Origin of the sequence: Nitrosomonas ureae (genome assembly GCF_900108305.1) — a bacterium.
GTDB lineage: Bacteria > Pseudomonadota > Gammaproteobacteria > Burkholderiales > Nitrosomonadaceae > Nitrosomonas > Nitrosomonas ureae_B.
In genome coordinates, this window is the sequence record NZ_FNUX01000003.1 from 22,831 (window position 1) to 38,168 (window position 15,338).

A 15,338-nucleotide genomic window follows, 5' to 3' on the forward strand; every position below is an offset into this window, starting at 1 on the left:
TATAGTTTGAAACAGATATCCTACAATCTTAAATTACATCAAAACGACTACTGATATACAAACCGGAAATATACTGGAATCGAGATTGCTATTAATTAAATCTAAACGGATTCTTTTACGCTGAAGCTATCGCCACAACCGCATGTATTATCAATATTCGGATTAACAAACTGGAAAGAACTGTTGAGACCTTCCTTGACAAAATCGATTTGAGAACCATCCAAATAAGGCAGGCTGTATCTATCAACAACTATCTTAGTTTTATGTGACTCAAATAACTGATCATCGGGTTTAATCTCATCAGCATAATCAAACGTATAAGAAAATCCTGAGCAACCCGATTTTTTAATCCCAACCCGGAGTGCAAGTCCTTTACCACGCTTAGCAAGTTGTTGCTGAATATAATTTGCAGCATTTTCAGTTAGTGTAATAAGCATAATTTAGTCCAATGTATTATTTCTTCATATAAGCAAAAACTTATGCTAATTCAAATTAGACACAGACTTAATAATATTGTTCTATAGCAATTCATCGATAGAACATTGTTGGATTTCTGAGAACGGAAAATCTTATTAAAAACGAGTATCAACTGTACGCAGCTGTTGTTTGACGTCGTATTTCAGTTTCACGTCGCATATCAAGAAGCGGCACAATTGCTTCATTCTGCTGATTGATTTGATTATCAACCAACTCCTTAAGCGTAACAGCACCAAGATACTCAAAAATGAGCTCATTCAATTTTGCCCATAAATCATGCGTCATGCACTTTCCATCATTATGGCAATTCTCTTTACCGCCACATTGGGTCGCGTCGATAGGCTCATCAACTGCAAGAATAATGTCGGCTATCGATACCTTATCCAAATCTTTTGAAAGACAATAACCGCCTCCAGGACCGCGAACGCTATCCACCAATTCAGACTGGCGCAACTTTGCAAATAGCTGCTCCAAGTACGACAAGGAAATCTTTTGTCTTTGACTGATATCCGCCAGTGTTATTGGATGGCTGCTTTGCTGCAAAGCAAGATCAAGTAGCGCAGTAACCGCAAATCTTCCTTTTGTAGTTAATCTCATGATTAATCCTCTAAATTAAGTGTTAGCAAAAATAATACCCGATTGATTTGGTCAACTATACAATACCCGATTGATTTAGTCAACAATAAGCAAGGTAATTATTTGATCATGGCAACGGCCCGATAATCATCGAATAATTAGTCAACCGCTCCTAAAAAATATCCGACAACTAAAGCAATCTAGTGAATACATTGCTGTACGATTTTTGCATTGTTTCTGTTTTCTTTTTCTGTTTCATCAGATTGCCCTGCACGGCGCAGGTTATCAATACCGCTGGTTTGAGGTGACATCGCCCTTGTTTATGTGCGAGGAATACCGTTGATAGTCGGATATTAGCAACTCATTGCTCGATATATCCGTTTCTTGCAAGCTCTGGGGATATTCTGAAGTTCTTCAGCAAGATTCGGTAACCTTCCTTTGTGTTTAATAATTGGATTGTTATTAGCATGAGCATCACCTTTCTTTCTGTTTTACTTAAGGTTGCGAACCCATATCAAACTCGGCAACACTCTAAATTTTCAGCGCTTTATATAATTAGACCGAACTGGTAGAGCAAATATGATCATGTATCGAAAACGCCACACCCGATACCACCTCTGCCATCATCTAGTGGTGCCGGTAGTTTTATTTTTGTATCTGATAGTACCTATTTCTTAAATGCCGCCAGCTGTTCCTTCAGTACTTTGATTTCTTCTTCCGCCCGGATTTGCGGAGTAATATCATACTGTACCCCGAGGAAATAGAGTAAGTTTTCGTTTGAATCAAAAAGTGGGGACACCAGCAGATGGTTATAAAATAGTTCGCCATTTTTGCGATAGTTTCGCAATACCACTTCTACAGATCTTTTATTCTTAATGGCTTCCCGGAGTTGCTTAACACCTGATTGATCATGCTCACTTCCCTGTAAGAAACGGCAATTCTTACCCACGGTTTCCGCCAATGTATAACCCGTTATAATTTCAAATGCCTTATTAACATACACCAAAGGCAAATCCTCTTGGTCAGGATCGGCCAGTGTCACCCCATTGACGCATGAATCAAGAATCTTGGACAATACTTGTGGAATCAATCCAGGGTCTTTTTCAACGATAAAATCCATGATTTTTTCTCCAGGTTAATCAGCTATTGGCTAAATACACGCATTGCGATGATTGATTATTTTGAGCTGGCCAAATCTGCCTCAATAATTTTTTTGATGTTTTTTACGGTTCTTTCCGTTCCGTCCTGAACTGCTATGCGTACCAGTTTCTCAAAAGGCCTCACATGAAGATCAAGGCTCAGCAGTTCAAAGGTAAACGTTATTCTGCTATCAGACGCATTGACTGATTCCATCACATAGTCACATCGATAGGGATTGGATGTTCCTTCAAAACAAATGCGCGTACCAACATCAAAAATTTTAACCTTGAAAGCTGATTCCGATCGATTGCCTTGGTCAATGCGTACTTGACGGCATAACGTTCCCAGCTGTATTGGGCCATCCGTCAATTTTTCCAGTTCCTTAACTTCAGGTGACCATCTGGGGTAGTTAATAAGCAGATCATTACCAATGAAATTGAAAAGTTTATCTGCCGGACTTTGAATAATTGTACTGGCCTTGCCTATTACAGGACTATCTTTAAACAAACCAAGCATATATATATCTCCTGCGTAGTGTTTGCTAAACCAAGTAAGTATCGATTCCCGCCAATAATAAGTCATATTGGGCTTCTACGAGTTCTTTTATTGTCAGTGCCGGAATACCGGTGATCACATTTCCTTCCGAAACCAGCCAACCAACAGCATCCGCGGCTCCAATGCTTACCACATAGCCTAATTCGTGGTGTATATAAGGCTCAAGCAGTCCGGGAAAACCTGAATGGCGTAATATATTGCGCGCTACTAACTTTCCTTTACGAACAGCTGATTGTGCTGTTAGCGTATTCGATCCTGGAGATTGATAGTACGAGCAGTCACCGGCCGTGAAAATATTTTGTAACGGCTTCCGGTTAATTACAATCTGCCCGAAAGCGTTAGCTGTATAAGTTTTTTGCTGCTTCTTGCCCAGAAACAAAATTGACAGACCGGATGGTAATTCAAATTGCTTCTTTGTTATTTTTTCGGCCAGAAAAACATGATCAGAACCCTGCTCACTGTAGTATGTGTTAGGGTAAAAAGCAATTCCCAGATCTCGCATACGGGATTCAGCATACGTACCAAAACCATCGGGAAATTGCTCAAGAACATGCTCACCTGAATGAATCAAACGTAATTCTGCTTTATATTTCTTACGCATCAGGAATTGCTTTATCTCAAACAGAAACTGTATGCCGGTTGCCCCTCCCCCTACAACAGAAATCACTGGGTTCGCAGCATCGTTTTGATCAAAAAAATTTCCTAATAAATCAGATCCACTGGTAGCAGAAAAATCAGACAAACCCAATACATTTCTTGAATCCATGGGGCTTGATACACTGTTCTCGCAGCCGGATGCAATAATCATATAGTCAAAATTCAGAACCCCTTCATCAAGAATTAATTGCTTGCTTTCTTGACAATCCTGTAACGTATTTTGATCAAGATCTACCGATGCCAGCACATGCCTGCATCCATAACGACTTTCTAAGTCATAGAATGGAAACAATAAATCTGTTAGGGGATACCTGAATGTTTCATGCAAATGCGTAATCTTCAGATGCTGCGTTCCAGGATCTATGAGCGTGATATCCGTATCGGGAGCAAATTGCAACAGATTGATCAATGCAGCAAGCCCTGCATATCCTCCGCCTACAATAATCACTTTCAGTTTTTTTTGTTTTTTTATATTAAAAGGCAAAAAAGCCACGCCATCTCCTTACCTGCTGTCGCTTAGGAACACTCAATTCCCCCGTTAACATATTATCAACCTCAGCACTTCTCAAAAATGCTTCTAATCACCGCCACTACAGACTAGCACAAATATTGTTTGATAGCTTCAATTCGAAATTATCGAGGAATAAGATTGATTTGCCAGTTTTCTCTAGCCCACTGCCAAAAAGAAGAGATATTTCCTTCGAGAATCACCACCGGGGGTTTCTGCCCCAGAAAACATAGCGCCTTAACCAATTGCGGCAGGGCATTTGCAATATCAATTGGCTCGGCATTGGTTTGTTTACTGAGTTTCTCACCCGTTGCATTGGTTACGACCGGAAGATGCATATATCGCGGCGTGCTATAACCTAATAATCGCTGTAGAAATATTTGGCGCGGCGTAGAATCCAAAAGATCCGCACCTCGAACGATATGCGTAACACCCTGCTCAGCATCATCGACTACAACGGCCAATTGATAAGCATATATGCCATCAGCCCGGCGTAGTACAAAATCGCCAATTTCCCGCTTGAGTTCTTGTACATATGAGCCCCTTAAAATATCTTGAAATTGAATTTCATTCTCATTCGTTTGGATACGCAGTGAATATGCTTTGTCTGATAAAGAAGGATTTTTCAAACATGTCCCGGGATAGACGGGACCACCAAGGCCGATGATGCTGGAATCAGCGATCTCTTTCCTTGAGCAAGTACACGGATAAATTAAATTCTGTTTCTCCAATCTATTCAGAGCTTCCTGATATGCTTCAAGACGTCGGCTTTGAAAAATTACTTCTTCATCCCATTCCATGCCCAGACTTTCCAGTACAAATAAAATTTCACTTGCAGCTCCCGGCACTTCGCGCTGAGAATCAATATCTTCAATTCTGACTAACCATTTGCCTTGATTAAATTTTGCATCAAGATAACTGCCTATAGCCGCAACCAGTGAACCAAAATGCAAAGGCCCGGTTGGTGATGGCGCAAACCGACCACGATAACTTTTTTCTATCAATGGGTGAATACTCACTAAAGAAAGTATGTTGAATTTATAAAATACTACACTACTGCGTTGCATTGGTATTACTGACTGAACTTATGAACTATAATTTACAAAGAAGCGCACTCTATTTGTTTTTCTATTTCCTCTAATCGAAATTTCTTTTAAGCTGGATCATGCATATTCACATCGTTGGGATTTGTGGCACTTTCATGGGAGGCATTGCAGCCATTGCACGAGAGTCCGGGTATAAGGTAACAGGTTGCGATCAAGATGTTTATCCGCCGATGAGTACACAGCTTGAATCTCAAGGGATAGAATTAATATCGGGTTATTCAATCGAGCAAATCCAGCTTCAACCGGATATATTTGTAATTGGTAATGTGATTACCCGCGGAAACCCGCTGATGGAAGAAATTCTCAATCGGAATTTACCTTATATTTCCGGTCCGCAGTGGTTATCAGAAAATATTTTGAGGCATCGCTGGGTGCTTGCCGTTGCCGGTACGCACGGCAAAACCACAACCAGTTCGATGCTAGCCTGGATATTAGATTACGCTGGATTAAACCCAGGCTTTCTGATTGGTGGAATTCCCGAGAATTTTGGCCTATCTGCAAGAATTGGAATTATTCGACCGGAACACGCACGGGATTCTGAGTCAAATTCAGCTGAAATTTCACCATTCTTCGTTATTGAAGCAGACGAATATGATACGGCTTTCTTTGATAAACGTTCTAAATTTGTTCATTATCATCCCAGAACCGCAATATTAAATAATATTGAATATGATCATGCGGATATCTTTCCTGATCTTTCAGCCATCAAACGTCAATTTCATCACTTTGTACGAATTATTCCCAATAACGGCTTGATCATAGCCAATGGAAGAGATGAGAATATAAAACAAGTTTTGACACAAGGCCGCTGGACCCCTCTAGAGGAATTTGGAACTGAGGCTGATTGGAGTGCTCAATTGCTTGCAAATAATGAAATGGATATTTATTTTGATCGAATCCATCAGGGTTGTTTACAATGGGATTTATTAGGTGAGCATAATCGCATGAATGCTCTGGCAGCATTAATCGCTGCCAGGCATGCCGGAGTACCGATCGAAACAGGAATTGCAGCATTATCAGAATTCAAAAGTGTTAAACGTCGCATGGAGAAACGCGGCACCGTCAACGGCGTTACGGTTTATGATGATTTTGCGCATCACCCTACTGCAATTCAAACAACATTAAATGGCTTAAGAACCCATGTTGGTCAAAAAAGAATTATTGCGGTACTCGAACCTCGCTCTAATACGATGAAAATGGGTGTTTGGAAAGATTATCTTGCGCAAAGTCTGCAAGAAGCAGATCATGTTTTTTGCTTTGCGCGTGACTCGCAATGGGCAAAATCAACTCTCAGCATGTTAAACAATCGAGTCGATTACTGCGATGATTTAAATCAGCTAATACAAAATATCGCAGCAATTACAAAACCTGGGGATCAGGTCTTGATCATGAGCAATGGCGACTTTGGCGGCATTCATGATAAATTATTATCGATCTTACAAGAAAACCAGTGATATCTTCTGGTGCAGGTATCGAAACAGGTTAGCGATATCTACTCGCCCTCAAATTCACATAATGCAAAGACTCTATGTCCGAGCTTCTCCAGGCGAGCTCTCCCTCCCACTTCTGGTAAATCAATAACGAAACAACACTCCACGATTTCCCCGCCCATATCTTCTACAAGTCCTACAGCCGCTTCCGCAGTCCCGCCGGTTGCAATCAGGTCATCAATCAAAAGTATTTGATCTCCCGGTTGAATTGCATCCACGTGGATTTCAATACGGTCACTGCCATATTCTAATTGGTAGTCTCTTCCCAATGTTTCCGCAGGAAGCTTATTTTGTTTGCGGATAGGTACAAATCCTTTGCCCAATTGATACGCAACCGGCGCCCCAATGATGAATCCACGCGACTCAATCCCAGCCACCTTATCAATCGTGACTGCATCATAACGGTTAGCAATCCCCTGTATTGTGGTATACAACCCGCAAGGGTCCTTTAATAGTGTTGTGATATCACGAAACATGATTCCATGCCGTGGATAATTCGGGATGGTGCGGATACGAGATTTAATCGGCATAAAGTTTGAATATATTCGATTGTATTTAAAAATAAAGCGATCAACGTCTTACCAGTAAACAAAAAGGCCCCGACCCATTACAGGTCAAGGCCTTCCGATGTGACTTCAACAATTACACTAAATCAAATCTTAGTGATCCATTGCAGCGTCTTTATTAAAGCTCTTTGGCGCTTTAAGCTGGATCATGAGATCATCATCCCATTTTCCTTCAACATTCATGTGCAGTGCAGCACCCAGCAATACAGCTTCAATCAGGTTATGATTCAAATATACGTATAATCCTGGTTGCTTGAATTCATACGCAGCAGCAACTGCACCACCGGCTGCAACAAACCAAGTTTCCTGATTGGTAGCAGGCGTATCGTTGAATGAACCTTCTGGCCAAAACAGATCAGCATGGCCGCCGATCAAGTGCGGATAGGAAGCGCGATTAGATTGTGAATGGATAAACAATACCTTATCGCCCACTTTAGCTTTCAGTGCATTGTCACCGGTAATCGCACCAACTGCACCGTTGAATACCACGTGAGTTGGAATGAGTCCTTTAGCTACTTCCAACATGTCTGCCATGCCTTCGGCTGGTGAACCATAGGTTTTGAAGTTGCCTTTGTCGTCTTTAGGCAGATAGAAATCTTGTTCGCCAATGTAAAAAGCTTTGTCATATTTGTATGGCTTGCCTTTCGCATCTTTCAGACCATCTTTTGGTAAAACCATAACGGCACCATTCATGCCAGAAATAACGTGGAATGGAATCATGGTTCCGCCTGGTGCGCAGTGGTAAACAAACACACCTGCTTTAGTCGCTTTCCAGCGTAAAACCACTTCTTCACCCGGTTGCACCAATGTTAAGCCAGCACCACCCAATGCGCCGGTTGCTGCGTGGAAATCCACATTATGAGCCAACGTGCTTTCTTTTGGATTAACCAATGTCAGTTCAACATAGTCGCCTTCATGAACAACGATGAGCGGACCAGGAATACTGCCATTGAAAGTCAGACCCCAGACTTTTGCACCTGGCGCAACTTCCATCAGTTTTTCTGTGGTTTCCATGCGTACTTCAACGATTTTTGGTCCTTTAGAAACCTGATCATGCACAGGTACATTCGGTGGAGCCACCAATTCTTGTTTTACACGTGGTAATTTTGAAAGGTCCGGAGCGGCCACAACTGCTTGCGTTGCGCCGAAACAGAGCAATCCTAATCCTACTACTGCCTGAACAGCTTTAATCATATCTCCCTCCATAAATGATGAACTTTGCGCTTTTTGTATACGCCATTCTTAATTCGTTGAGACAATCTCAAATTGCTTCAACATCTTCCCTTTTCTGAACCGCAAGAGTAAAGGGCAGCGGGGGCAACTATACACTTTCTTCGTTGTACTGTCTATTTTTGCCTAACGTAAACTACTGAAATCTTTTTAATAAAGTCACAATATGAATAGGGTATTTTCTCATTAATATGAATAAAAAAATAATCCTCCTACCATCGCAATAATCTAATCTCTGCAACAACCAAATCAGCTTACGCGCCTTTAAGCACAACAATAACGCCACCAATTTCATTCATGTCTCATCGGCAGCCACCAATACTTCGCCTTTTCATCACGGTTACTTCAGCAGCCAGCCCTGCAAAATCAGTCTCTCACAAAGCTTTATTGATGACTGCTACCTCCGGCATCCATTAATTGCAAGGAGTCGCGAAAATAATTTTCATGATCGCTCTCCGTTTCACCGGCTACCTTATGATAGAAGCCGCATAATAAAAATTGACAGTACTGCCGCTACCAGAACACGCCGGGGAAAAACTTTCCACTAATCCTACCGCGCTTGCTTGCGTCGCTCCAAAACCAAATATAAAACACTTCAGGATTAGGCTGATCACAATCTATTTAAGCCATAATGCTATAATGGCTCTAGTTCAACAATTCAAAGCAAAATGCCAGTACCTCATCTTTCCACAGCCCTGCGCGGCCCTATCCTTGACCTCGAAAATCGTATCATTAATGCCATGCCAACCATTGAACATTGGATGAGGGGCAAATGGCGCGAGTATACAGTGCCATTTTACTGTTCCGTAGATTTACGTAACAGCGGTTTTAAACTGGCGCCCGTTGATACCAATTTGTTTCCCGGTGGGTTCAACAATCTAAATCCGGACTTCATTCCTTTATGTGTACAAGCGATGATGAATGCAATCGAAAAGATATGTCCGGATACGCATAGCTTATTGTTGATTCCGGAAAACCACACACGCAATATTTTTTATCTGCAAAACATTGCCACCTTGCAAAATATTATGCAACGGGCCGGACTGAATGTCCGTATTGGCACCTTATTGCCGGAAGTGACTACAGCCATCGATATTGATCTTCCCGATGGGCAATCTATACAGCTTGAACCGATTGTGAGGAAAAACAATCAATTGGGTGTAGAAAATTTTCAACCCTGCGCTGTGTTGCTTAACAATGATCTATCCACAGGCATTCCGGAGATTTTACAAAATCTGAATCAAATTGTGATTCCTCCTTTGCATGCCGGCTGGGCAACGCGCCTAAAATCTAATCATTTTGCCGCTTATGATCGCATTGCTCTGGAATTTGCGGATTTGATTGGCATTGATCCTTGGTTAATCAATCCACGTTTTAGCTCATGTGGAGAAATTAATTTTCATGAAAAACAAGGTGAGGAATGCGTAGCAGCGGCTGTTGACCGCATTATCTCGGTGATCAGGAAAAAGTATCAACAATATGGTGTTAAGGAAGATCCTTTCGTCATTGTCAAAGCCGATTCGGGAACTTATGGAATGGGAATCATGACAGTAAAAAACGGCACCGAAATTTTTAAGCTAAACCGCAAACAGCGGAATAAAATGGCCGTAGTGAAAGAAGGATTGCAAGTTTCCCATGTGCTGGTACAAGAAGGCGTTTATACATTTGAAACGATCAATCAAGCGGTAGCGGAACCCGTTATCTATATGATAGATCGCCACGTCGTCGGAGGTTTTTATCGCGTTCATACCGGACGCGGTATCGACGAAAACCTTAATGCTCCCGGCATGCATTTTGTTCCTTTGGCATTTGAAACCACTTGCCTGGAGCCGAACGCCTCCCAATCTAATATCATTCCGAATCGTTTTTATGCCTATGGCGTTGTAGCGCGTTTGGCGTTACTAGCCGCAGCATTGGAATTGCAGCAAACCGATACCTCGGATGCGAAATTAAGTTCCGCTTAAATTCCGCTATGAAGCTTGCCTTTATCATTGATCCGCTGGATTCCATCAAAACGCATAAGGACACCAGCTATGCTCTGATCCATGAAGCAGTCGCTCGAAACCATCAGATATATGTACTTTATCAACAGGATATCGCATTAATCAACCAAATTGTCACAGGCTTCTCACGCGCACTGTCACTCACAGGCTCATCATCTGTGGATGATCCGTGGTACAGCATCAGTGATATCTCGGCCATCCCTTTACGCGAATTCGACGCTGTATTAATGCGTAAAGACCCACCGTTTGATATGGAATACATTTACAGCACGTACTTGCTGGAATTAGCTGAGACCCAGGGTGCCTGGGTAATCAACAGCCCCAGGAGTATCCGCGATTACAACGAAAAATTTGCCATCACTAAATTTCCGCAATTTATTACTCCTACGCTAGTAACCAGCCAGGCACATTTAATTAGAGAATTTCTTATTATTCATAAAGATATTATATTAAAACCACTGGATGGCATGGGTGGTGCCAACGTGTTTCGTATCCATCTTGCAGACTATAATATCAGCGTGATTCTCGAAATGCTGACTCACTATGGGACGCGAACTATCATGGTGCAACGCTTCATTCCTGAAATCGCTCAAGGTGACAAACGCATACTTCTGATTGCAGGCAAAGCGGTACCTTTTGCTTTAGCACGCATTCCTAAACCCGGTGAAACGCGTGGCAATCTTGCTGCCGGTGGTACGGGAACAACGCAACCCCTCTCTGCGCGCGACAAAGACATTGCAGACTCGCTAGGTCCGGAATTGGTTAAAAATGGTTTAATGCTGGTTGGATTGGATGTGATTGGTGACTATTTAACAGAGATTAATGTCACCAGCCCTACAGGAATGCAGGAAATCACACAACAGACCGGATTTAATGTTGCAGCTATGATGCTGGATGCCATAGAGGGACTGTCGGAAAATAGCCAGAACAGCGATTCTCCATAAATAAATTACCGATAAAATAATTACTTGAAAATATCATTTATCTCGAAAATTCTATTTTCCGATAACTCCATAGAAGAAAACAGCTATTGATAATCAAAATCACCATCTTTAGATGGTGATTTTGATCAAATTTGTTGAATTAAAGACGGCAATAATACTTGGCAATACCCCTAATTCTATTTCACCTTCCAAGACAGAAAATTTGCCCAGCTATAGAATTGATTATTTCCATTTTTGAATCCACGTATCCGAACACGGCTTTTACCATCGGATGAAAGGTAAGCTTGCGGAGCCGCGAGGGTTATCCGAACCATTACATCATCGGTATTATCTACGCTACGAGTATCCATCAGATCCCAGTTTGCACTATTATAGTTGTACAAATAGACTTCCTGTTTCACTTTTTTCTTGGAATATTGTCCCCCATAGATTAAGTTGAGTTCCGAAATCCTGTCTGGTGGAAGAGCTGTGATGGTAGTCGATGCGTACCAGTCGGTGGCTTTGCCACCAGATGTATTGAGAGCTTTGACATCATAGGTATCAGCATCGCTATTTATTAAACTAGCGAGGCTCCCTGTGTCATATTTTCCAACTATAATCCCAACTTTGTCTGCATAATAAATAGGGGGTTCAGCGATAGATGTGTGATTTAGCTTGTTATAACCTGTCGCCGCTTCCCAACTGTTTGTATTAGCTAGTTGAATAGCATACTCCGGCCTTGGGTATAGCTTAGGCTCTGGATCGGGTAAATTAAGCAGTAACTCATAATCACCCGCTGGAAAATTCGCTGGAATACTAACCTCACCGGCAATAGTATGTATCGCACCAGGTAACCAAAGCCTTGGGTCAGTTGACAACTTAAACGCATGCACTGAACCACCGGTGTGTCGCAAGATTAACTCTGCCGCACGTGGATTAATCGGTGCAGAAAACCCTTCATTCTTTAGCTGTAAACTGAATTTGAATTTATTGCCGGGTATGATTTGGTTATCGAAAACGCTTTGCAAAAGAATAAAGCGATAGCCCAACCGCTTCTCGATTTCAGCATAGCAACTACCATCTACCCATTTCCGCAATAGCGGCTTATACCAATCCAGATTGAGAAACGACCAATGAAACCTAGCTAGTTCATTTAATGCAGTCGCACAGTTAAGCCGACTAGGATCCGGATCGAAAAGAGAATTATAGTCGCACGTTTCGCCACTCATAGGCACCCATTTTGTATCCTCCTCAAGATAAGAATACTCAGAAGCGTTAGCAAATGTTCCACCATCCGATTTACTAGAAACAAAACAATCGTTATGATGCCCGATACGAGCCAAGTAGGAACCATTATGCGCCGCAGCTAGATCTACCGGCGAGGTATTATTGAGTATATTTTGCTTGTAACGCGGTGTTCTGAGTTGGATCATACGATTGGCAGGTAACATATCAAGCATGCCAAAAACTACATCGGCGCGATCATTCCAGTCCGCATCGGGTTGAAAATGGTCCGAATACCACCATTCCCCCCAAAGACCAATGAAGCCAGCCTCCATTACGGCAATCAAATCACTATTATTGTTGAGCGTACTAGATAATTGGTTTAAATGGGATAATATCCTTTCTTTGGATGCATCATTATAAGGCGGAGTTAGGTTTGGTCCCGAAGATTCAGAATAAGAAAATCGAGGAATCACTTTTAATCCTGCTTGGCGGATTTTATTAAAATCAGCTTGCATCAAATCCAGATACTGTTGACTGATATCACTGTTTACAAAATCCTCAAGATAGAAATAGCGGTGAATTAGACTAATTCCCTCGTTTTTACGGTAACACTGCAGAGTGGCCAAATCGAGCGGTTTATAATTGCCAGATTTCACTTTAGCGCTTGCAAAGAATCCGCGTTCAGGATTTGCAATAACTCCATTTATTGGCGTGTAATCAAATCGATACGTATTAAAATCGCCTGTATCTCCCTGAAAACCACTATCTGGATAGAAATCTATGATAGCCGTCGAATGATCGGCCCAAGCAACCCAATTAAAACTGGGCACCCCATTACCAAAGATATTCAGGTCAGAAATTCTAATACTGAAATCAATATCTCTTCCACCGTCAGCTAATGCTTTATCATTAACCGGATAAAAGTCAATTTGCTGCCAACCCCAAGCCTCCTGATGAGGGTCGCCCGTAAATTTAAAAATTGTGATCTTATCCTGCCCACCCTGAATAAGCACATCGGCTCCGATCGAAAGTGAATTTCCGGTTCCTCTGTAGCCCGTCGTGGGATCCTTGTCTACATCCACAAGTAAATTATATCGATAGCCATCCGGGATAAACGCTGGCCCATCATTCACTTTATAGCGTATATGCAGATCATCGCAATCATGAGCCATGGTAATTGTGTTCCAATCAATATGGCCTGCCTCAGCTTTATCTCCAGAGGGGTCGCTTATATATGGCACAGCGGATTCCCATCCTTCACGGTTTCCATCGATGACAATCGATGTTCCTCCAACTTGATTCGAGAGATTCTGCAGTCCTTCCTGCGTCGAATTGACCTCCTGGACATAACTGCCCCCTACGAGGACTAGCGTAGTAATTGCCAACCACCTACCCAAAAGAGGCATTTGTGCGGTTTTTAGTTTGTTATTGTTCATATTCATCCCATAACGTTAAGCTCAGCGTCTGCATCATATTGCTGAGAATAAGGACGTTAATCAACAAAAGCTCTAAAGTTACACGAGATTTAATAGCAAATTTGTTGTTAGCGCTCCGTTTTTTCGGTTCTGTCATAAGTAAGGCGCCCCGCAGCTAGCTGCGGGGCGCCTTACTTATGCATTTTATATCTCCTGCAGCCAAGATAGATATAAGTAACTTGTACCAACATTGCACTGAATTTGTCCTAGAATTGTCCTGTAGGAATTAGGGAGTTTCCGAAGATGTATTTCAGTCAACAACAGTGCAGTGGCTCTTTTAAGTTGAACTGCCCTAGGGTTAGAAGTCTCCGGCAGAACCAGGGATTTATCGGTTATTATTACCACCGCCTTGCATAGATACTATGATACAAAACTGCAGCTTATCCAAAATGAAATATTGCCTCAGCCAGGCATCTGTCAGTAAAATCCAATTTCAATCCATACAAAAATACCCAATTATCATGCGCGTCAGCCCAGCCTTATATAAAATCGTATTGTTTGCCTGTCTGTGTTTTTCATCGCCCATTACACACGCTAACCAGGTTGCGTGCTTTACAACCAATATGGGACAATTTTGTGTTGAGCTTTTTGAAACACAGACACCAATCACAACCGCCAATTTCATCAGCTACATCAACAGTGACGCCTATACCAATGGAATCTTCCATCGCAGTGTTCCTGATTTTGTCATCCAAGGTGGCGGTTTTAAAATTATTCCTGGCACCACCGGAGAATCACTCACCGCTGTAAATTCTCTTCCTCCAATAATTAATGAATTTAAAATTTCCAATACCCGTGGAACCGTCGCCATGGCAAAAGTTGGCGGCAATCCCAACAGCGCAACCAGCCAATGGTTTGTCAACTTGAATGACAACTCTTTGAATCTGGATAATCAGAATGGAGGGTTTACCGTATTTGGCCGCGTTATTTTTGATGGCATGACCGTCTTCGATGCTATTGAAAAACTCCCCATAAGGAACCTGGGAAGTGGCAGCTTTACTGACACGCCACTGAAGGATTATGATGACTCATCATCCGTATCGTTTAATAATTTAGTCCGGATAAATAGTGTTGAGCTCATTGATACGGCAAGCATCTTCAGTCAGGAGATTTTGAGTTTTGCGGTGGATATCGGAACAGGCAATGCGCTGGAAGTCAATTTACGGTTGATTCAAAGTAGCCCTTCCATTGTATTTGAACTCGACCTGAACAACATAGTAACGCTGGACAATATCCCCCCTAATATCGCCACTTTCTCGAGCGCAAACGGTCAATTACACATCCCATCGGCAATGATCAATCCATCCACCGTTATCAGAAACGTGCAAATGCAATTAACCAATGCAGAATCATTTCAATTCACATTAGTCAGTTACGAATAAAATTTCGATGCGGCAAAGATACG

13 protein-coding genes are annotated in these 15,338 nt (G+C 42.0%); 4 read left to right on the forward strand and 9 right to left on the reverse strand.

Annotation, left to right across the window (positions count from 1 at the left end):
- Window positions 1-101: 101 nt before the first annotated feature.
- The 6 genes from C4S39_RS02715 to gluQRS form a co-directional block, all read right to left on the reverse strand.
- Window positions 102-437 (reverse strand): HesB/IscA family protein, encoded by a 336-nt coding sequence (locus tag C4S39_RS02715; protein ID WP_103965523.1) that lies wholly within the window; start codon window positions 435-437, stop codon window positions 102-104.
- A gap of 148 nt (window positions 438-585) precedes the next feature.
- Window positions 586-1,074: a Fe-S cluster assembly transcriptional regulator IscR gene (gene iscR / locus C4S39_RS02720; RefSeq protein ID WP_103965524.1), complete on the reverse strand. Its 489-nt coding sequence runs from the start codon at window positions 1,072-1,074 to the stop codon at window positions 586-588.
- A gap of 646 nt (window positions 1,075-1,720) precedes the next feature.
- Window positions 1,721-2,173 (reverse strand): PAS domain-containing protein, encoded by a 453-nt coding sequence (locus C4S39_RS02725; protein WP_103965525.1) that lies wholly within the window; start codon window positions 2,171-2,173, stop codon window positions 1,721-1,723.
- Window positions 2,174-2,229: 56 nt separating this feature from the next.
- On the reverse strand, window positions 2,230-2,709 hold the full coding sequence (locus C4S39_RS02730) for a polyketide cyclase (RefSeq protein WP_103965526.1): 480 nt from the start codon (window positions 2,707-2,709) through the stop codon (window positions 2,230-2,232).
- A 25-nt stretch (window positions 2,710-2,734) separates the two neighbouring features.
- Entirely contained in the window at window positions 2,735-3,898 is a 1,164-nt protein-coding gene (locus tag C4S39_RS02735) for an NAD(P)/FAD-dependent oxidoreductase (protein WP_103965527.1), read from the reverse strand.
- Window positions 3,899-4,038: 140 nt separating this feature from the next.
- Complete coding sequence (gene gluQRS, locus C4S39_RS02740; RefSeq protein WP_258039252.1) at window positions 4,039-4,980, reverse strand: tRNA glutamyl-Q(34) synthetase GluQRS; 942 nt, start codon at window positions 4,978-4,980, stop codon at window positions 4,039-4,041.
- Between the two features lie 98 nt (window positions 4,981-5,078).
- Between gluQRS and mpl the strand changes: the two genes are divergently transcribed.
- The gene (mpl, locus tag C4S39_RS02745) at window positions 5,079-6,473 is read left to right on the forward strand and encodes a UDP-N-acetylmuramate:L-alanyl-gamma-D-glutamyl-meso-diaminopimelate ligase (protein ID WP_103965528.1); all 1,395 of its coding nucleotides are present in this window, start codon (window positions 5,079-5,081) and stop codon (window positions 6,471-6,473) included.
- 38 nt (window positions 6,474-6,511) lie between these two features.
- Here the strand turns inward: mpl and C4S39_RS02750 are convergent, their stop codons facing one another.
- The gene (locus tag C4S39_RS02750; protein ID WP_103965529.1) at window positions 6,512-7,039 is read right to left on the reverse strand and encodes an adenine phosphoribosyltransferase; all 528 of its coding nucleotides are present in this window, start codon (window positions 7,037-7,039) and stop codon (window positions 6,512-6,514) included.
- Window positions 7,040-7,168: 129 nt separating this feature from the next.
- A complete protein-coding gene (gene nirK / locus C4S39_RS02755) occupies window positions 7,169-8,269 on the reverse strand; it encodes a copper-containing nitrite reductase (protein WP_103965530.1) in 1,101 nt (366 codons plus the stop codon).
- A gap of 704 nt (window positions 8,270-8,973) precedes the next feature.
- Between nirK and gshA the strand changes: the two genes are divergently transcribed.
- Window positions 8,974-10,269, forward strand: a complete 1,296-nt coding sequence (gene gshA, locus C4S39_RS02760) for a glutamate--cysteine ligase (RefSeq protein WP_103965531.1) — start codon at window positions 8,974-8,976, stop codon at window positions 10,267-10,269.
- An 8-nt stretch (window positions 10,270-10,277) separates the two neighbouring features.
- Window positions 10,278-11,252 carry a glutathione synthase gene (gene gshB, locus C4S39_RS02765; protein WP_103965532.1) on the forward strand — a complete coding sequence of 325 codons (975 nt, stop codon included), beginning with the start codon at window positions 10,278-10,280 and terminating at the stop codon, window positions 11,250-11,252.
- Between the two features lie 176 nt (window positions 11,253-11,428).
- Here the strand turns inward: gshB and C4S39_RS02770 are convergent, their stop codons facing one another.
- Window positions 11,429-13,894: a DUF4832 domain-containing protein gene (locus C4S39_RS02770; RefSeq protein ID WP_181023734.1), complete on the reverse strand. Its 2,466-nt coding sequence runs from the start codon at window positions 13,892-13,894 to the stop codon at window positions 11,429-11,431.
- Window positions 13,895-14,322: 428 nt separating this feature from the next.
- Here C4S39_RS02770 and C4S39_RS02775 point away from each other — a divergent pair, with 428 nt between their 5' ends.
- The gene (locus C4S39_RS02775; protein ID WP_258039253.1) at window positions 14,323-15,315 is read left to right on the forward strand and encodes a peptidylprolyl isomerase; all 993 of its coding nucleotides are present in this window, start codon (window positions 14,323-14,325) and stop codon (window positions 15,313-15,315) included.
- Window positions 15,316-15,338 lie beyond the last annotated feature (23 nt).